Source organism: Arthrobacter sp. MMS24-T111 (assembly GCF_054888995.1).
Genome location: NZ_JBTZRO010000001.1, coordinates 898,615 through 916,119 on the forward strand (window position 1 = coordinate 898,615; position 17,505 = coordinate 916,119).

Consider the following 17,505-nt stretch of genomic DNA (forward strand, 5'->3'; position numbering starts at 1 on the left):
TGTCCTCAGTAGGAGAGGGCGCGGTCCAGCGCCTCCAGGATGCGGTCGATGTCCGGAAGGTAGTCTTCCTCCACCTTGGCAACGGGGTACGGCATGTGGAAACCGCCGACGCGGATGACCGGCGCCTCCAGGGAGTGGAACGCCCGCTCGCTGATCCTGGCGGCGATCTCGCCGCCCACTCCGCCGAACGTGGGAGCCTCGTGCGCGACGATCAGCCGGCCGGTCTTCAGGACGGACGCTGTGACGGTATCGAAGTCGATCGGGGAGATGGACCGGAGGTCGATGACCTCGAGGCTCCTGCCGTCCTCCTCCGCGGCATTCGCGGCCGCCAGGGCAACGGGCACCAAGGGGCCGTACGCCACCACGGTGGCGTCGGTCCCCTCGCGGAGGACGTGGGCCTTGAAGGGGTCTGCGGAGGGGCCGGGCGCCTGGACGTCAACGTCGCCCTTGAGCCAGTAGCGCCGCTTGGGTTCGAAGATGATCACCGGGTCCTTGCACTCCACGGCCTGCTGGATCATCCAGTAGGCGTCATGCGGGTTGGACGGGGTGATGATGCGCAGGCCGGCCGTGTGCGCGAACAGCGCCTCGGGAGACTCGGAGTGGTGCTCGATGGAGCCAATGCCGCCGCCGTAGGGGATCCGGATGACGACGGGCACGCTGAGGTTGCCGCTGCTGCGCGAATGGATCTTGGCCAGCTGGGTGGTGATCTGGTTGAAGCCGGGGAAGACGAAGCCGTCGAACTGGATCTCGCACACCGGGCTGTACCCGCGCAGGGCCAGGCCTATCGCGGTGCCGATGATCCCGGACTCGGCCAGCGGCGTGTCCACGACCCGGTCGGGGCCGAATTCGCCGATCAGCCCGTCCGTTACCCGGTAGACACCGCCGAGGGGGCCGATGTCCTCGCCCATCAGGAGCGACTTGGGGTTGGCCGCCAGCGTGGCGCGGAGGCCTTCGTTGATGGCCTTCGCGATGGTCATGGTGGTCATCAGTGGCCTGCCTTTGCTGCCTGCCCGGCGGACTCGTCCTCGCCGGCGAATCCTGCGCTGTATTCCTCGAACCACGCCAGTTCCTCGGCCACCAGCGGGTGGGCCTCGGCATAGACGTTGGCGAAAGCCTGCCGGATGTCCGGGTCCTGGAGGTCGTGGGCGGTGCGCCGGACGTAGGAGGCGAGCTCGTCGCCGTCGGCCTTGACCTTGGCGAAGAAGTCGTCATCCGCCAGGCCTTCGGCACGCAGGTACTTCTCCAGCCGCATCAGCGGATCCTTGGCCCGCCACGCGTCCTCTTCGGCGGACTGGCGGTACTTGGTGGGATCGTCGGCGGTAGTGTGCGCTCCCACCCGGTACGTGAAGGCTTCGATCAGGACCGGCCCGTTGCCGTGGCGGGCGTGCTCCAGCGCCCATTCGGTGACCGCGTGCACGGCGATCACGTCGTTGCCGTCCACCCGGATGCCCGGGAAGCCATACCCCTTGGCCCGGTTGGAGAGCGGGACCCGGGTCTGGACGTTGGTGGGCACGGAGATGGCCCAGTGGTTGTTCTGGCAGAAGAACACCACGGGGGCGTTGTAGGAGGAGGCGAACACCATTGATTCGTGGACGTCGCCCTCGGAGCTGGCGCCGTCGCCGAAGTAGGCGATCACGGCGGCGTCCGGCTCCTTGCCTGAGCCGCCGGTTGCGGCGGCGAGCTTCTGGTCGCGCTGAATTCCCATCGCATAGCCAACGGCATGGAGCGTCTGTGCGGCCAGGACCAGCGTGTACAGGTGGAAGTTGGTGTCCTTGGGGTTCCAGCCGCCGTTGGAGACTCCGCGGAACTGGCGCAGGAGCTCGGCAAGGTCCACGTTTCGGGTCAGGGCGACGCCGTGCTCACGGTACGTGGGGAAGATGTAGTCCTGCGGCTGGCTGGCGCGGCCCGAGCCGATCTGGGCAGCTTCCTGGCCCGTGAGGGGCACCCACAATGCCAGCTGGCCCTGGCGCTGGAGGGCGGTGGCTTCGACGTCGAACCGGCGGATCGCGGCCATGTCGGCGTACAGGCCGCGCAGCGCGTCCGGGGTGAGCTTGTCCGCATAGCTGCTGAACACCGGATCGGCGCCCAGCTTTCCATCGGGGCCGAGCAGCTGAACCATCGGGGCCGCGGGCTCGCCCAAGACAGCCTCAGCATCAGCTTCGCGCTGGTCGTCTACCGCTGTTCCGTCGAACTCGGTGGAAGGCAGATGAGTGCCCATACCGTCTCCTTGCTTGCCGCATCCGGATGCAATGCAAATGTCGCTGGGATATATGCCGCAGAAGGAATACATTCCGCTTGCGGCATATACATTGGCTTACTGATCCTAACTTTATCTTCGGTAGGTAGCGGAAGGGCTACTTGTTAAGTGCTAGGAACTGGCCGGCGCCTTTGTATAGTCGGCACACAACTGGAGGAAACGCGTGTTGGCTTCGACCTCCCCGATACTTACCCGCACACCCTCGCCGGGAAACGCCCGCACGGAGAGGGCGCGTGCGCCGGCCAGCTCCGCAAACGCAGCACTTTCGGCGCCGAGGGCCAGCCATACGAAGTTGCCCTGCGCATCGGGAATATCCCAGCCCAGCTCCCGCAGGCCGGCGGTGACACGGTCCCTCTCATCGACGAGCTTTTGTACCCTTTCCACAACCTCGCCGTTGTTCTCGAGCGAAACAAGTGCCGCGCGCTCGGCGATTTGGGACACCGCAAACGGTGTTGCTGCGATGCGAAGGTACTGGGTCAGTTGGGGATGGGACACGCTGTAGCCGACCCGGAGTCCTGCCAGGCCGTGGGCCTTGGAGAACGTGCGGAGTACGACGACATTGGGGTATTTGCGGTAGAAGTCGATCCCGTCCACGGCACCTGCCGCCCTGACGAACTCCTGGTAGGCCTCGTCGATCACCACCACCACGTCCGCGGGAACGGACCGGATGAAGGCCTCAGTCTCGGCTGCCGTGAGGGCGGGCCCGGTGGGATTGTTGGGCGTGCAGAGGAGGATGACCCTGGTGCGGGCGGTGACTGCAGCGGCCATGGCGTCCAGGTCGTGCCGGCCGTCCGGAAGCACAGGGATGCGTACACTTTCCGCACCTGCAAGGCCGACGCTGATGGGGTAGGCCTCAAAGGACCGCCAGGCATAGATGACCTCGTCGGCTTTCCCGTCCTCATTCTGACCGGCGAAGGCGGCAAGGATCTGGCCCAGGGCCCCCAGGCTTCCCGCGCCGGTCACGATGTCCTCGGCCGGTACGCCTAGGAATCCGGCAAGACTGCCCGCAGCTTGCTGCTCAGGGGATCCGGGTACCGGTTGAAGTCATCCTGCCGCGCGATGGCCTCCAGCACCGCAGGGATCGGCGGCAGCGGGTTCTCGTTTGATGACAGCTTGTAACTGGTCAGTCCACTGACGGCGGCGGGCGGTTTTCCTGCGGCGTAACGGGGCAGCCGGTCCAGCACCGGGCGCGGCGCTATTCCGCCTTCCCTGGTCTCAGATGAGGTCATGGTTCCAGCCTACTTCGCGGCTGCCGGGGGAACCCGGGAGGCAAACCCGAAAATCCACGCCCCTGCTTCAAGCCGCCGCCCCGGCCATGTGGAAGCATGGTGGCATGGGTTCCTTCATCCTTCGCGTCGGCGTCAACGCAGCAGCCCTCTGGGTGGCCAGTTGGATACTGCCGGGAATGGACATCTCAAGCACCGCGACGTCCGATGCGGTGGCACGGTCCGGGATATCGCAGGATACCGGCACCATCGGGATTGTCCTGGCCTATCTCTTTATCGGCCTCATCTTCGGGGTGGTCAACGCCTTCGTGCGGCCATTGGTAAGGCTCCTGGCCCTGCCCATCACCATCCTGACGCTTGGCCTGTTCGCCATCGTCATCAACGCCGCCATGCTCTACCTGACCGCCTGGATCAGCAGTTACACCCCCGTTCACCTCACCATTGATTCCTTCTTCTGGACAGCGGTGCTTGCCGCCATCATCATCTCCCTGGTCTCCATGGTGGCGGGCATCCTGCCGGGCGGACGGCGCTGATCCCCGGCCGTCCGGGCCCTCCCGCCCAAGTAGGAATACACCCCGAACCAAGTACACCGCAGGTGCGCTTCCGCTGAACCCCGGTGGAAATGCAGTACCGGCCACCCATGACCCGCAGGACCCGGCCTCCTAGGCTGCTGCCAGTTGGGCCGCCGTGCGGCCCGTTGCTATCAGTAACTGGAACGGGGGCCATCTGTGAAGGCCATAAGGATCCTGGTTGCCGCCTGCCTGCTGTTCGCCTGGCAGGGGGGCCCGGCACAAGGGGCAGTCACGGCAGGGCCCGCCCCTGCCGACGGGGCCGCGCTCGGCAACGACATCTCCTGGCCCCAATGCGGCGGCGGCCTTCCCGGACCGCCCGCCTTCGCGGTCGTGGGGGTCAACGGCGGGCGCCCGGACACTGTCAATCCCTGCCTGTCCGCCCAACTGGCCTGGGCGGAGGGCACCTCCGATGCCATCGGAGGAACTCCGGCGGCCGTTTACGTGAACACCGCCGCCACCGGGCCGGTGGAACCCTTGTGGTGGCCGGCGGGCAACACCTACCAGGGCAAGGATGTGGGAAACCCCTACGGAATGTGCGACGGCTCAGCATCCCCGGCCTGCGCCTACGTCCACGGCTATGCCATGGCCGTCAATGATGTGGTGATCCTGAAGGAAGCGGGCGCCGGCGAGCGGCGTATGTGGTGGCTGGATGTCGAGACCGGAAACAGCTGGCTCTGGGACGAGGCCGCCAACGCGGCCGAACTGGAAGGCATGACGGCGTACCTGCAAAGCACGGGTGCGGAGGTGGGGATCTACTCCACGGCGTATCAATTCGGTGAAATCGTCGGCGCCATCAAACCGGGAAGCAACCTCTCCGGGCTCAAGAGCTGGCTGGCGGGTGCGGAATCCACTTCCACGGCGCAGGAACTGTGCGGGGCCGCTCCCCTCACGCCCGGCGGCACGGTCGCCCTCACCCAATTCACTGACGGGGACCTCGACTACAACTACCGGTGCCCCGGCACGGCCCCGGCCCCCGCGGCTCCGCCGCCGGTCCAGCCGCAGGACCCCGCCCCGGCCCCGCTGGATGCCTACGCCGCGATGCACGCCGCCCAGATCTCGTGACCTAGCGGCCGCCGAGGTGGCGCTCCCTGGCGCGGGCATCAGGGGGAACCAGGGATGACGGCGCTTTTGCCCGGGTCAAGGAAAACCGTGTGGCGGTGGCAACCCCGCCCGCTCCCAACACACTGCCCAAAGCAGCGGTGGACTGGACGAGTGAGGGATCACTGCTTGCCGAGACGAGCCGAGCCCCGTCCTGGTAGCCGGTCAACCCGTGGCCCAGCCCGAGGGCGCCCTCGCCCTCCACCTCACGGAGCGGAGTGTCGACAGAGACGGTAACGCGATTGCGGGTTTCGGGGTTCGCCGCACCGTCCGCGCCCGGGACCCAATCGGCCTGGTGCTCCAGGTGCAGGGCCGAGACCTTTTCGTCAACGCTGATTCCTGCCACCGGCGACCCTGCCGTCAGCACATACTTCACGTCGAATTCCTGCCCAGCCCGCGGGTCGGAGGCAAAGTTCATGGCGTGGATGCCACCCTGGCTGTATCCCACGGCCACCACGGGTGCGCCGGGTTCGGCCCCGGCGGCAGCCAGTGCCTGGAGCACGGCAGCGTTGATCTGCTCGGAGTCGTAGAGCATTCCCTCGGCGATGCCGGCCTCATCGAAGGGGTTTGAACCGCCGGCGTACTTTCCGGCGGCCTGGGTTCCCGGAATCACGACGACGAACGTCTTTTGACCGCCGTTTTCGACCTGGATGACCTCGATAAAACCGGCCCCGCGTGCATCGATGAGGCGGATCTGTTCCAGGAGACCGGCAGGTGACGTATCAAGGTCCACCTGCACCGATTCCTCCTGCCGAACAGAGATGGCCCGTGGAACCGCGTTCCCGGCAAAGAGCTTCATGGCCAGGTCCCTGGAATAGGGTGCATCCTCGATTCGCCTCTGCACTTCCGGTGCCCCAAGTCCCAGGCCCACGATGATCGATTCCATCGCGGAACGGTCCACGGCGCGGGCCTGGGTCATGAGTCCGAGGGAAGGTCCGGCGTCACTGGACCAGTTGATGCCAATCCGCCGGCCCTCTGCGGCCCAATGCTCGGCGTCAGCGTAGCCACGTACACAGGCCCGAACGTGGGCGGCAATCTCCTGCATCCCGCTGCGCACCGTGCGAAGCCGGGAGTGGCTTTCCCGGACAGCCCCCACGTGCGGCGCATCTGACCACGGGGGCTGATGGTCGAGCAGGCAGAGGTTATCCAGGACACGACCCATCTCCGCCTCCGCCCTGAGGAGATCTCCGGCAAGGTCGTCAATCTTCCGGGCGCCCATTGTCAGTTCCTCGAGCTGGACGTTGATACCGCCGACCCCGCCGCGCACCGTCAGGTCCCCGTCCCTCGAGGAGGGGGACAGCCTGATGCCCTCGGCGCCGGGCGGGAAGTCTGTGGTCATTCCGGCCACCCCGAGCCGGTGGGGAGGAGGGCAACCTGCTCGCCCGCACGGCGGCCCACCGCATGCCTGGCATCCTCGAGCCACCTGATTGCGGAGTGCAACGCGGCAGCCTGGACTGAGAGCGCATCCCGGTAGGCGCGGCCAGCCGGCGACTCCCAGTTGAGCAACTGGGTATCGCGGATGCCTGCCAGGACCTGTTCAACCAGGCCCTCACAGCCAGAGATCCGGCCCGTCAGTTGCTCGAGCTCGCCGCCGGTGCGCTGCGCACTGCCCCAGATCCCCTCCGTCAAATCGTTCCCCATGCCCTTTCCTGCCTGCCTTCCGGACTCATCGCTCCCCGCCCCGCCACCTGCCAACCCCAACGCTAGGAACACCGGCCGCGACGCATAAGGGCCGCCGTCGGCTATGTGGACAAGTAACGTGCGCTGCGCGCTTAAGGCGCCGCCCGACTTCGTGAAAGAATCAACACATGCCTGAAACTGCCGCCACAGCTGACACCCGTACGCCCTCAGGACGCCTGGCACTCGCCGCGTCGCCGGAAAAAATCGCGCTCGGACCCCTCGACGGCCGCTACCAGCCCGCCGTCGCGCCCCTGGTCGATTACTTGTCCGAGGCAGCGCTCAACCGGGACCGCGTGGCCGTTGAAGTGGAATGGCTCATCCACCTGACCAGCAACAACGTCCTCCCAGGCGCCGGCCCGCTGAGCACCGAACAGCAGGAGCAGCTCCGCGCCGTCGTCACGGAGTTCGACGCCGCCTCCGTGGCCGAACTCGCAGAAATCGAGGCCGTCACGGTCCACGACGTGAAGGCCGTGGAGTACTACATCGGGCGCCGCCTGCCCGCCATCGGCATCGAAAACCTGACCGCCATGGTCCACTTCGGCTGCACCTCCGAGGACATCAACAACCTGTCCTACGCCCTCGGCGTGAAGGGGGCCGTGGAGGACGTGTGGCTCCCCGCTGCCCGCAAGCTCGTGGCGCAAATCAGCACGATGGCGGAGGAGAACCGTGCGGTTCCCATGCTGTCCCGCACGCACGGCCAGCCCGCCACCCCCACCACCCTGGGCAAGGAACTGGCCGTCATCGCGCACCGCCTGACCCGCCAGCTGGACCGGATCGCCAAGACCGAATACCTGGGCAAGATCAACGGCGCCACCGGTACCTACGCCGCCCACGTGGCCTCCGTCCCGGGTGCTGACTGGCAGCAGGTGTCCAAGTCCTTCGTCGAAGGGCTCGGCCTCACCTGGAACCCCTTGACCACCCAGATCGAAAGCCACGACTGGCAGGCCGAGCTGTACGCCGACGTGGCCCGCTTCAACCGGATCCTGCACAACGTCTGCACCGACATCTGGAGCTACATCTCCATCGGCTACTTCGCGCAGATCCCCGTCGCCGGTGCCACTGGCTCGTCCACCATGCCGCACAAGGTCAACCCCATCCGGTTCGAAAACGCCGAAGCCAACCTGGAGATCTCCTCCGGTCTGCTGGACGTCCTGGGTTCCACCCTGGTCACCTCCCGCTGGCAGCGCGACCTCACCGACTCCTCCAGCCAGCGCAACATCGGCGTCGCTTTCGGCCACTCCCTGCTCGCCATCTCGAACGTTGCCAAGGGCCTGGAGCGCCTGGACGTTGCCGAGGACGTGCTGGCAGTGGACCTGGACACCAACTGGGAAGTCCTGGGCGAGGCCATCCAGATGGTCATGCGCGCCGAAGCGATCGCCGGCGTCGAAGGTATGGAGAACCCGTACGAACGGCTGAAGGACCTCACCCGCGGCCACCGCGTGGACGCCGCCCGCATGCAGGAATTCGTGCAGGGCCTGGGCCTGTCCCCCGAGGCCGAGGCCCGGCTCCTGGCCCTCACGCCCGGCAGGTACACCGGCATTGCGGCCCAGCTGGTGGACCACCTGAAGTAAAGCCCGCAGCAGGGCAGCAACGCACGACGACGGCGCCGGGCCCCGGAGGGTCCGGCGCCGTCCGTGTATCCCGGCCCGCGTGCCGGGCTGCCGCTGCAGCGCAGGTGAGAGCCGGAGTCCGATCGGGTGGGAAACTGGAACCATGAGGCTGCTCCTGATCCGACACGGCGAGACTCCCGGCAACGTCCTGGGCCAACTGGACACCGACCACCCCGGTCCCGGGTTGACCGAACTGGGTGAACGCCAGGCCGAGGCCATGGCACGGGCCCTGGCCAACGAGCGGATCGGGGCGCTCTACGCCTCCACGCTGGTCCGGACGCAGATCACCGCGGCGCCGCTGGCCCGGCGGCACTCCCTGGACATCGAGGTCCTGGACGGCCTGCATGAAATCGAGGCAGGCTCCCTGGAGAAGCTCACGGACCACGAATCGCACAAGCGCTACATGGGGACCGTCATCTCCTGGGCCGCAGGGGACCTGGACCAGCGCATGCCGGCGGGGCCCGACGGCCATGCCTTCTTCGACCGTTTCGACGCTGCGATCGCGAACGTGGTGGAGCGGGCGATGCGGGACCGGCATGGCACGGCGGCTGTGGTCAGCCACGGTGCCGCCATCCGTACGTGGGCGGGCCTGCGGGCGCGCGGTGCAGGCCACGAGTTTGCGGCCCGGCATATCCTGGCGAACACCGGAATCGTGGCGGTCGAAGGCAGCCTGGATGGCGGGTGGGACCTGATCCACTGGGATGGCAGCCCCGTAGGCGGCCTGGCCTTGGCCGACCCGGCCGCAGGGGATCCGACCGGCCGGGCCGCCACGGCTCCCTAGAGCTGCTGCCGGTGCCGCCGGCCGGGGAAGATCCGCCGTGTCCGGCACGGATTGCCCTGGCTGCCCCGCGGAACCGCGGGGACAAGCTGGGCCGCCATGGCCGCTGCATCCGCAGCCGCCGGCCTCTGCGTGGCGTCCATCGCCGTCAGGGCGCGCAACAGGACGCCCCAGTCGCCCAGGTGGTCCGGGACCTTCGGGGACCTCAAGGTCCGGGCCACGAGGGACTCTATCGCCGTGCCGGGGAACGCCTTGGTCCCGGTGAGGAGTTCCAGGAGGACCAGGCCCATGGCATAAACATCCCACGATGGGTCCGCTACGTGGCCGGAAGCCTGCTCCGGACTCATGTAATGCACAGTCCCGGAGGAGATGCCCGGTTCGGGGGCGGACCCGGCAGGCGCGGCAATTCCGAAGTCGATGATCCGGACCGGACTCCTCCGCAGGCCACTCAGCATCAGGTTGGCCGGTTTGATGTCGCGGTGCACCAGGCCCTTGGAATGAAGGTGCGCGAGCGCACCGAAGAGACCACGCGCCCACACGGCAATGTCTGCCTGGCGCATGCTCTGCATTCGGATGGCCTCCGCGAGGCTTGTCCCGAGGGCCAGTTCTTCTATCAGGAAGGCATGCCCGGCGGAGGGGCCACCGGCAGGAATGACGCCTCCGGCAATGAACCTCACGATCGACGGGTGGTCCAGCCCGGCCAAGACTGCCGCCTCGTTGTGGATCCGCTGCTGGTGCTTCCGGTGACCTGCTGTGGCAATCTTTACGGCGGCATCGGGGCCTCCTTCCAGGTCAACGGCCCGGAAGACCTCGGCAGCGGAGCCGCGGCCCAGCCTCTCGCCAAGACGGTACCGGCCGGCCAACACCACGCCCGCGGTGGGATTGGGGGGCTGCTGCACTGCCGCGGGCATCACCGTCCCGACGGCGGTCATGCCGGAAGGACAGCTGAGGAGGATCCCTGGCGGGAAGCACCCGCAGATCGTTTGCGGTCACCGCTCGCAGCCCACGCATCGAGCTGGAACCCACAGCCGCAGCGCCACACGGGCGGAAGTTCAATGCCGTCGCCGCCGGCCGGCGCGAACGTGTAGCTGGCGCCCTCGGCCCCCACAGCGGGAGTGACCAGCTGCATTGCCGTCCCGCAGTGGACCGCGGACTTTCCCTGCGGCGCGGAATTGCCGTCCAGGGAGGGTCGCAACAAGAGGGTATTGGTCAGCACGGCCGCATCGTCGCGGGGATCAGGCGGTGAAATTTCGGTGAAAGTTACCAACTCACTCACGACTCCGTTGGGAAGCAGCTTCGGGGAACAATCGTAAGCTTACATATAACTAGTTGATCTAGCTAGTCCGCCTAGCTAATCTTTTTCTGTTCTCCGTCGTGGGCAGCGAGGGCATCCGTCATCCGCTGCAGGAAATCAACCACGATGCGCGCCTCCTCGGCCGAGAGACTTTCCGCCACGGACATCATCCGGCGATGCATGGCCCCCAGCGTTTCGCGGACTTCCTTATCCGATTCCCCGGTGGCGATGACCACCACGGAGCGCCGGTCGGTGGGGTGCGGTTCACGCCGGACATGGCCGCTGGCGACCAGCCGGTCGATCAACGACGTCGTGGAAGCGCTCGTAATATTGAGGAACTGACTCAGATCCTTGGGCACTGCCTGCTTCCCGGACGCCTGCACCCGCAGCAGGTACCGCAGGGCGAGAATGTCCGTTTCGCCCATCCCCATGGAGTCCCTGGTGGTACGGCGGATTTCCGTCTCCGCCGACCGGTAGTCGCGGAGCGACTTCAATACTGCTGCGCTGTAGTCCAGCTGCCCGTCAGGTCCATACCAGTAGCCGGAGCCCTCATTGCCCGTAGAAACCATGAAATCATTTTAGACCACCTGATAACTAGCCTGCCAAGCAACTTACCGATACGCAGCGCAACGGCGTTATCCAGGTGCTTACCGCCAGGAAACACCCGCGTAATCCCCGGCACCTAGCCTTGTCAGGCATACCCCTCCGGCGAATCGAGGCAGATATGCAGACAAACCCCAGGCTGAACATCAGGCAGGTCCCCTGGTCCAACCCCGTGGGCGCCGATCTTCGCCGCGCCCAGCAGGCCGAACTCGACGCCCGCTTTGGCCGGCCGGATCACGAACCCGGCCCACCGCCGTCGGGCGCCGACTGCGCCGTCTTCCTGGTGGCCTATGACAAGGGCTCGGGTCAGCCCGTGGGCTGCGGCGGGCTGCGGCTCCTGGACGGTTCGACGGCGGAGATCAAAAGGCTCTACGTCCTGCCATACACGCGCGGTTCGGGCGTCGCCAGCTCCATCCTGGCAGCCCTTGAGGCAGAGGCCTTCAAACAGGGCATTACGCGCATCAAGGCGGAGGCCGGATCTGCCCAGCCCGACGGCAGGAACTTCTACGAAAATTCCGGCTTTGAGGGGATCCCGAATTTTGGTCCTTATATCGGGGTGCAGCACTCTTACTGCTACGCCAAAAGCATCAACGCCCGCAGCGCCGCCCACACGGCCATGGCCTAGGAACGGACGGCACCGCGGGCCCGTCACAGTGGGAGCGCCCGCGGTGCGTTCCGCTAACCTCAGCCTATGGAAACAGCAGACATCACGTTCCGCACCCGCAAGTGGGTCAGGCCCGAGGACCTCAACGCCAACGGGACGCTGTTTGGCGGGAGCCTGCTGAAGTGGATCGACGAAGAAGCCGCGATCTACGCGATCCTGCAGCTGGGAAACGGCCGCGCCGTCACCAAGTACATCTCCGAGATCAACTTTGTCAGCTCCGCGGTGCAGGGAGACCTCATCGAAATGGGCCTCACGGCCACCCGGTTTGGCCGGACCTCGCTGACCATGCGGGCCGAAGTCCGCAACATGATCACCAGGCAAAGCATCCTCACCATCGAGGAGATCGTCTTCGTCAACCTGAACGCCGCCGGCAAACCCGAACCGCACGGTTACACGGAGATCACCTACGACCGCGACCGGATCCCCACCCACCACCTCACGGAGACACGGCAGCAGGATTAGTGTTCGCCTCCGGTTCACGCCAGGGGCCCTGACCGTTTCACCGACTGGGACAAAGTAACCAGCCGGGCTGTTTATCGAATCGATAGCTATAACAGCCCGGTTTTTGTCATGCCCGGCTATAGGCTGTGCGGACATGCTCCGATTCCAGTCCAGAAATGAGTCCTGATCGTGCGTAAATTGCAGACTTTGGTTGCCGCCGCCGTCGCCGCCACCCTCCTCGCCGGATGCGGTGGAGGTTCAACCCCACCAACGTCGTCAGGGGACGCCTCCGGCACTCCGGCAGGGGCGTCCGGGGACACCCTGGTTGTTTACACGAACTCGAACGGTGAAGGCAGGGGAGAATGGCTGGCCGCCAAGGCGGCGGAGGCCGGGTTCAAGATTCAGATCGTGGGGGCCGGTGGCGCCGATGCCACCAACAAGCTGATTGCAGAGAAGAACAACCCCATCGCAGACGTCGCGTTCGGCCTCAACAACATGTACTTTTCCCAGATCAAGAAGAAGGGGCGCTGGAAGCGTACCAACCCTCGTGGGCAGGCGAAGTGGACAAGGGCCTTGGCGACGGAGAGACCTACTGGCCGCTGGTGAAGCAGGCCATTCTCCTTGGCTACAACTCGGACAAAATCGCCAAGGACGCTGCGCCGAAGGACTGGACCGACCTGTGGACCAAGGATGATTTCAAGCGCCGCTACGAACGGGTCACCGGGATGGGGACCGCCACGGCCCAGCTGGTCTTCGCCGGGATCCTATCCCGTTACCGGGACGACTCCGGCGATCTGGGAATTTCCGATGAGGGATGGAAGCAGGTTGAGCAGTACTTCAAGAACGGCAGCCCCGCCGTTGCCAAGACCGACCTGTTTGCCCGCATCGCGTCCGGCGAGGTGGATATGGGCCAGATGCCGTCCTCGATCATCGCCGACCGTGAAAAGTCCTTCAAGGTGAACGTGGAAACGGTCATGCCTTCCGTGGGGGTCCCGCTGGCCGTGGAGCAGATAGCGCTGGTGAAGGGAACCAAGAAGAAGGAGCAGGCGCAGAAACTCATCGACTGGTTCGGCAGTGCCGAGGTCCAGGGCGAGTTCGCCCAGAAGTTCAACTCCATGCCGGTCAACAAGAGCGCCCAGGCAAAGGCCAATCCCGAGGTCGTGAACTTCTTCGCCGGCCTTAAGCAGCAGGACATCGACTGGGACTTCGTCCAGAAGAGCATGGGCGCATGGGTGGAAAAGATCGAACTCGAATACATGACGTAACCCGCAGTGCCAGCCACCGTTCCCGCGCGTTCCCTCAGACAGGTTTGACATGATCCGCTTGGAAAACATCGAAGTTACCTTTGGCGATTTCACCGCCATTCCGCATCTGGACCTGCATGTCCGCCCCGGCGAGTTCTTCACCCTGCTGGGGCCATCCGGTTGCGGAAAGACGACGGCGCTGCGCACCCTGGCTGGCTTCATCCAGCCGGCCGGGGGTACGGTCCGGGTGGACGGGAAGGATGTCACCCGCCTTCCAAGCGATAAACGGCAGGTTGGCATGGTGTTCCAGAACTATGCGCTGTTCCCCAGTATGAGCGTGTGGGAGAACATCGCTTTCGGGCTCCGGGTCCGGAAGGAGAAGGCCGCAGACAGCGACCGCCTGGTGCGCGACATAGCCCGGCGGGTGGAGCTCAGCGACGAGCAGCTGACCAAGAACGTGGCCGAGCTGTCCGGTGGCCAGCAGCAACGGGTAGCGGTGGCACGGGCACTGGTGCTGCGGCCCAAGATCCTGCTGCTGGATGAGCCGCTGTCCAACCTCGATGCCAAGCTCCGGCACCAGCTGCGCCAGCAGCTCAAAGACCTGCAAAGCGAATTTGGCATCACCACCGTGTACGTCACCCACGACCAGGACGAGGCCCTTGCCATGAGCGACCGCGTAGCGGTGTTCAACAAGGGCGTGATCGAACAGGTTGGGACGCCACAGGAGATCTACGATCATGCCGCTACGGAGTTCGTTTGCAACTTCATCGGTGACAGTTCCGAGCTTTCCCCTGAATTCGTCTCCGAGGTGAACCGGCTCTCGGCGGCCGGCCTCAGCACTGACGCCAGATCCTACCTGCGGGTGGAAAAAGCGTCGCTGGACAGGCCCGCGGACGGAGGCACCGCCGCCGGGCTCCCCGCCACCGTGGTCTCACGCACCTATCATGGCCTGCACAGCCGCTACGTGGTCCGCAGCCACGGCTCGGACATCCGTCTCCTGGTCAGGGAAGACGGCTGCGCTCATCCGGAGACCGGCACGACCACAACCGTCTACCTCCAGCCGGAGCACGTCCTCCAGTACCATCCGAAAACCGGCGTCTCGCTGGCCCAGGAGCAAGCGGTTGCGCTGCCATGAGCACCACCGCCGTGCGCACCATGGCCCGTTCACCCTTCGTCGTGGTAGTGGGAGTCGTCCTCACTTGGTTCATTGCCGCGTTCCTGGTGTGGCCCAACGTCAACATCCTGATGGCAACCTTCTTTCCCGACGGGAGCTTTTCCGGCCGCGCCGCCGAGAAGCTGTTCTCTTCACAGCGGGCCATGAAGGCGTTGGGCAACAGCTTCCTCCTGGCCGTAGCCCTGTCCGTCACAGTCAACCTGGTGGGCGTCTTCATCGTCCTCGTCACGCAGTACTTCCGGATCCGCGGCTCGAAAGTCCTGTTCCTCGGATATGCCTCCACGTTCATCTACGGCGGCATTGTGCTGGCCGCGGGGTACAAGTTCATTTATGGGGAGAAGGGGATCGTCACCGCCCTGCTGGTCAGGCTGATTCCCGGAATGGATCCGGGGTGGTTTTCCGGGTTTTTTGCCGTCCTGCTGGTCATGACCTTCGCCACCACCACCAACCACATGCTTTTTGTCGCCAACGCGCTCAAAGGCATCGACTACCAGACCATCGAGGCCGCACGGAATCTTGGCGCCTCCACATGGACCATCCTGCGGCGCATCGTGCTGCCCATGCTCAAACCCACCTTGTTCGCCGTCACCATCCTGTCCTTCCTCACCGGGCTGGGGGCTTTGAGTGCCCCGCAGGTGCTGGGCGGCCGTGATTTCCAGACCATCACCCCGATGATCCTGACCTTCACCAACAGCCCCACCTCCCGGGACCTTGCGGCCCTCCTGGCCGTGATCCTGGGCCTGGCCACCATGCTGATGCTGGCCATCATGTCCCGCCTGGAGAAGGGCGGTACGTACTTTTCGGTCTCCAAAGTGTCCTCCGCGCTGCAGAAGCAGGACATCACCAATCCCGCCGCCAACCTGGCCGTGCACGCCGCCGCCTATCTCCTGTTTGCCATCTACACGCTTCCAGTGCTGCTGATCCTGCTCTATTCGTTTGCCGACGGCGCAGCCATCCAGACGGGGCAGCTCGCTCGCCAACCTGACGCTGGACAACTACGTCCGCGTGCTGACCCAGGAGTCCGGGCTCAGGCCGTTCATCGTGAGCGTTGTGTACAGCGCCTTGGCCGCCGTCATCGCCGTCGGCGGACTCCTCTTTGTTGCCCGCCTGCTGCAGAAATACAGGAACTGGGTGAGCTCGGCATTCGAGTACCTGCTCCACATCCCGTGGATCCTGCCCTCGGCACTGCTGGCATTGGGACTGATCGTCAGCTACGACCACCCGAGCCCGCTGGTGGGCGGGGCCGTCCTCACCGGAACAACGGTGATCCTGCTCATCGCCTTTGTGACGGTAAAGATCCCGTTTACCCTGCGAATGCTCAAAGCGTCGTTTGCCTCGGTAAATTCGACACTGGAGGAAGCTGCTGCCATCATGGGCGCCAGGACCCTGTATGTCTTCCGACGCATCCTGCTGCCGCTGGTACTCCCGGCGGCGGCAGCGATCACGGCCCTGAACTTCAACAGCCTGCTGGACGACTATGACACCGCCATCTTCCTGGCCCACCCGCTGGTGCAGCCGCTGGGCCTGGTGATCAAGGCCAACACGGATGGGGCGGAGGGCAGTGAGGGGATCGCGAATACGTTCGTTTACACCGTGCTCCTGATGATCATCACGGGCGTGACGATGTACCTCGTCTACGGCAGGTCCGGACGGCGCCGGGCCCGGAGGCGGATACCCGCGGTCCCTGCCGGCCCACAGGTCCCGGGCGCGGGGCTTCCCGGCGACCAGACCCCGGGCAGGGACGACGCCACCAGCCCGGCCGCTGCCATCCGTTGACTACGTCCCCGAACCGCTGCCGACGGCGGCCCGTTCGTTCCGCCGTCGGGCGAGGTTGAGCAGGCGGTCCCGGAAGGGTTGGGCACCGTCCGCCAAGGCCACCTTCATCATCGCCGCGGACCCGAGGCTGAGGGCGCGAGTCCGCAGCCGGCGCTGCCGGTCGTAGGCGGCGAGCGCCTTTTCCCGCGGCAGGCTGTTCAGCAGATCCGCCAGGACCACGGCATCCACCAGCGATTCACAGGCGCCCCGGCCGAGGTTTGGCGTCATGGCGTGGGCCGCGTCCCCCACCAGCACCGCCGCACCGCTGACATAGGACCGCAATGGGGGCACAGTCCAGATCCTTTGGGCCAACGAAAGCTCCGGACTCGCGGCGGCCAGCACCTGCCGGATGGCGGGTGCGTGGTCCGCAAAGCGCCGCCTCGCCTGCGTGAGCGCCTCTTCCACGTCGATTCCCGTGGGGCCGAGCGTTGACCGCCAGCTCCCGTACCAGTTGGTTCCACCCGGGGCGGCGGCAATGCCGAACAGGTCGCCCCGCCCCCAATACTCCCCCACCTCGCCGGCTTCTACCGGGGAAGGAATGGTGCCGCGGACAGCAAGGGCGGAAGCCAGCCTGGCATCCGTTGCAGCACCCCACACCTCGTGGCGGACAACGCTGTGCACCCCGTCGGCACCCACCAGCAGCCCGTCAACCGGAGGCAATTGCCGCACATGGGAAGCCACCCTGCGGACGCTTCCGGGCACGGCTCCGTCCAGCAGCCGCAACAGGTCCACGCGGGAAATGCCGAACAACTCCCCGCCGCGGACAGTGACCCAGGGCAAGCCTGCGGCATTGCGGATGGATCCGTTTCCCAGCACCGGGCTGGCCGCACGCGCCCCGGCGAGGACCCCCACCCGCGCCAGCGCACGCTGCGCATTGGGCCACATGGCCAGCACGGTGCCCACCGTGGGCAGTTCGGGGCGCTTCTCGAAGATGGACACGTCGTAGCGTGAAGGGTCCAGGCTGGCCGCCAGGGCCAAGCCCGCGATGCCGCCGCCCACGATCGAGATCGCTTCCATGCAGGCGATTCTACTACTTTTGTAGTGGCATG

15 protein-coding genes and 3 pseudogenes are annotated in these 17,505 nt (G+C 65.9%); 9 read left to right on the plus strand and 9 right to left on the minus strand.

Annotated features, from left to right (window positions below):
• Positions 1–5: 5 nt before the first annotated feature.
• The 3 genes and pseudogenes from ACX5I6_RS04045 to ACX5I6_RS04055 form a co-directional block, all read right to left on the minus strand.
• Positions 6–986: an alpha-ketoacid dehydrogenase subunit beta gene (locus tag ACX5I6_RS04045; protein WP_018763691.1), complete on the minus strand. Its 981-nt coding sequence runs from the start codon at positions 984–986 to the stop codon at positions 6–8.
• Positions 986–2,218 (minus strand): pyruvate dehydrogenase (acetyl-transferring) E1 component subunit alpha, encoded by a 1,233-nt coding sequence (pdhA, locus tag ACX5I6_RS04050; protein WP_461839550.1) that lies wholly within the window; start codon positions 2,216–2,218, stop codon positions 986–988. Before pdhA ends, ACX5I6_RS04045 begins: the two co-directional genes overlap by 1 nt.
• 150 nt (positions 2,219–2,368) lie before the next feature.
• A pseudogene (locus tag ACX5I6_RS04055) lies at positions 2,369–3,486 on the minus strand (histidinol-phosphate transaminase).
• A 104-nt stretch (positions 3,487–3,590) separates the two neighbouring features.
• On the opposite strand from ACX5I6_RS04055, the gene ACX5I6_RS04060 reads away from it, so the two are divergent.
• Both ACX5I6_RS04060 and ACX5I6_RS04065 read left to right on the plus strand, forming a co-directional pair.
• A complete protein-coding gene (locus ACX5I6_RS04060) occupies positions 3,591–4,016 on the plus strand; it encodes a phage holin family protein (protein ID WP_461839551.1) in 426 nt (141 codons plus the stop codon).
• A 195-nt stretch (positions 4,017–4,211) separates the two neighbouring features.
• Positions 4,212–5,117, plus strand: coding sequence for a hypothetical protein (locus tag ACX5I6_RS04065; protein WP_461839552.1), 906 nt, complete (start codon positions 4,212–4,214; stop codon positions 5,115–5,117).
• A gap of 1 nt (position 5,118) precedes the next feature.
• Here ACX5I6_RS04065 and ACX5I6_RS04070 read toward each other — a convergent pair whose 3' ends face one another.
• Both ACX5I6_RS04070 and ACX5I6_RS04075 read right to left on the minus strand, forming a co-directional pair.
• Entirely contained in the window at positions 5,119–6,492 is a 1,374-nt protein-coding gene (locus ACX5I6_RS04070) for a hypothetical protein (RefSeq protein WP_461839553.1), read from the minus strand.
• A complete protein-coding gene (locus ACX5I6_RS04075; RefSeq protein ID WP_461839554.1) occupies positions 6,489–6,794 on the minus strand; it encodes a hypothetical protein in 306 nt (101 codons plus the stop codon). Before ACX5I6_RS04075 ends, ACX5I6_RS04070 begins: the two co-directional genes overlap by 4 nt.
• Positions 6,795–6,961: 167 nt before the next feature.
• On the opposite strand from ACX5I6_RS04075, the gene purB reads away from it, so the two are divergent.
• Positions 6,962–8,404 carry an adenylosuccinate lyase gene (gene purB, locus ACX5I6_RS04080; protein ID WP_461839555.1) on the plus strand — a complete coding sequence of 481 codons (1,443 nt, stop codon included), beginning with the start codon at positions 6,962–6,964 and terminating at the stop codon, positions 8,402–8,404.
• Between the two features lie 142 nt (positions 8,405–8,546).
• On the plus strand, positions 8,547–9,224 hold the full coding sequence (locus ACX5I6_RS04085) for a histidine phosphatase family protein (protein WP_461839556.1): 678 nt from the start codon (positions 8,547–8,549) through the stop codon (positions 9,222–9,224).
• Here the strand turns inward: ACX5I6_RS04085 and ACX5I6_RS04090 are convergent.
• The 3 genes from ACX5I6_RS04090 to ACX5I6_RS04100 form a co-directional block, all read right to left on the minus strand.
• Positions 9,221–10,153 carry a serine/threonine-protein kinase gene (locus tag ACX5I6_RS04090; RefSeq protein ID WP_461839557.1) on the minus strand — a complete coding sequence of 311 codons (933 nt, stop codon included), beginning with the start codon at positions 10,151–10,153 and terminating at the stop codon, positions 9,221–9,223. The genes ACX5I6_RS04085 and ACX5I6_RS04090 overlap by 4 nt on opposite strands.
• Positions 10,150–10,497, minus strand: a complete 348-nt coding sequence (locus ACX5I6_RS04095; protein WP_461839558.1) for a hypothetical protein — start codon at positions 10,495–10,497, stop codon at positions 10,150–10,152. The genes ACX5I6_RS04090 and ACX5I6_RS04095 overlap by 4 nt, the downstream gene beginning before the upstream one ends.
• Before the next feature lie 71 nt (positions 10,498–10,568).
• Positions 10,569–11,084: a MarR family winged helix-turn-helix transcriptional regulator gene (locus ACX5I6_RS04100; protein WP_461839559.1), complete on the minus strand. Its 516-nt coding sequence runs from the start codon at positions 11,082–11,084 to the stop codon at positions 10,569–10,571.
• 155 nt (positions 11,085–11,239) lie between these two features.
• On the opposite strand from ACX5I6_RS04100, the gene ACX5I6_RS04105 reads away from it, so the two are divergent.
• The 5 genes and pseudogenes from ACX5I6_RS04105 to ACX5I6_RS04125 all read left to right on the plus strand — a co-directional run bounded on the left by ACX5I6_RS04105 (position 11,240) and on the right by ACX5I6_RS04125 (position 16,417).
• Positions 11,240–11,743, plus strand: coding sequence for a GNAT family N-acetyltransferase (locus ACX5I6_RS04105; RefSeq protein WP_461839560.1), 504 nt, complete (start codon positions 11,240–11,242; stop codon positions 11,741–11,743).
• Between the two features lie 66 nt (positions 11,744–11,809).
• Positions 11,810–12,244 carry an acyl-CoA thioesterase gene (locus ACX5I6_RS04110; protein ID WP_461839561.1) on the plus strand — a complete coding sequence of 145 codons (435 nt, stop codon included), beginning with the start codon at positions 11,810–11,812 and terminating at the stop codon, positions 12,242–12,244.
• Positions 12,245–12,412: 168 nt separating this feature from the next.
• Positions 12,413–13,488, plus strand: a pseudogene (locus ACX5I6_RS04115) (extracellular solute-binding protein).
• 49 nt (positions 13,489–13,537) lie between these two features.
• Positions 13,538–14,602, plus strand: coding sequence for an ABC transporter ATP-binding protein (locus ACX5I6_RS04120; RefSeq protein WP_461839562.1), 1,065 nt, complete (start codon positions 13,538–13,540; stop codon positions 14,600–14,602).
• Positions 14,599–16,417 (plus strand): annotated as a pseudogene (locus ACX5I6_RS04125) (ABC transporter permease). The gene ACX5I6_RS04120 and the pseudogene ACX5I6_RS04125 overlap by 4 nt, the downstream one beginning before the upstream one ends.
• Here ACX5I6_RS04125 and ACX5I6_RS04130 read toward each other — a convergent pair.
• Positions 16,418–17,473, minus strand: a complete 1,056-nt coding sequence (locus ACX5I6_RS04130; RefSeq protein WP_461839563.1) for an FAD-dependent monooxygenase — start codon at positions 17,471–17,473, stop codon at positions 16,418–16,420.
• Positions 17,474–17,505 lie beyond the last annotated feature (32 nt).

Coding starts and splice junctions, on each gene's coding strand:
- ACX5I6_RS04045 (WP_018763691.1), bottom strand. CDS start 986: ATGACCACCATGACCATCGCGAAGGCCATCAACGAAGGCCTCCGCGCC.
- ACX5I6_RS04090 (WP_461839557.1), bottom strand. CDS start 10,153: ATGACCGCCGTCGGGACGGTGATGCCCGCGGCAGTGCAGCAGCCCCCC.
- purB (WP_461839555.1), top strand. CDS start 6,962: ATGCCTGAAACTGCCGCCACAGCTGACACCCGTACGCCCTCAGGACGC.
- ACX5I6_RS04075 (WP_461839554.1), bottom strand. CDS start 6,794: ATGGGGAACGATTTGACGGAGGGGATCTGGGGCAGTGCGCAGCGCACC.
- ACX5I6_RS04110 (WP_461839561.1), top strand. CDS start 11,810: ATGGAAACAGCAGACATCACGTTCCGCACCCGCAAGTGGGTCAGGCCC.
- ACX5I6_RS04085 (WP_461839556.1), top strand. CDS start 8,547: ATGAGGCTGCTCCTGATCCGACACGGCGAGACTCCCGGCAACGTCCTG.
- ACX5I6_RS04120 (WP_461839562.1), top strand. CDS start 13,538: ATGATCCGCTTGGAAAACATCGAAGTTACCTTTGGCGATTTCACCGCC.
- pdhA (WP_461839550.1), bottom strand. CDS start 2,218: ATGGGCACTCATCTGCCTTCCACCGAGTTCGACGGAACAGCGGTAGAC.
- ACX5I6_RS04060 (WP_461839551.1), top strand. CDS start 3,591: ATGGGTTCCTTCATCCTTCGCGTCGGCGTCAACGCAGCAGCCCTCTGG.
- ACX5I6_RS04070 (WP_461839553.1), bottom strand. CDS start 6,492: ATGACCACAGACTTCCCGCCCGGCGCCGAGGGCATCAGGCTGTCCCCC.
- ACX5I6_RS04105 (WP_461839560.1), top strand. CDS start 11,240: ATGCAGACAAACCCCAGGCTGAACATCAGGCAGGTCCCCTGGTCCAAC.
- ACX5I6_RS04100 (WP_461839559.1), bottom strand. CDS start 11,084: ATGGTTTCTACGGGCAATGAGGGCTCCGGCTACTGGTATGGACCTGAC.
- ACX5I6_RS04130 (WP_461839563.1), bottom strand. CDS start 17,473: ATGGAAGCGATCTCGATCGTGGGCGGCGGCATCGCGGGCTTGGCCCTG.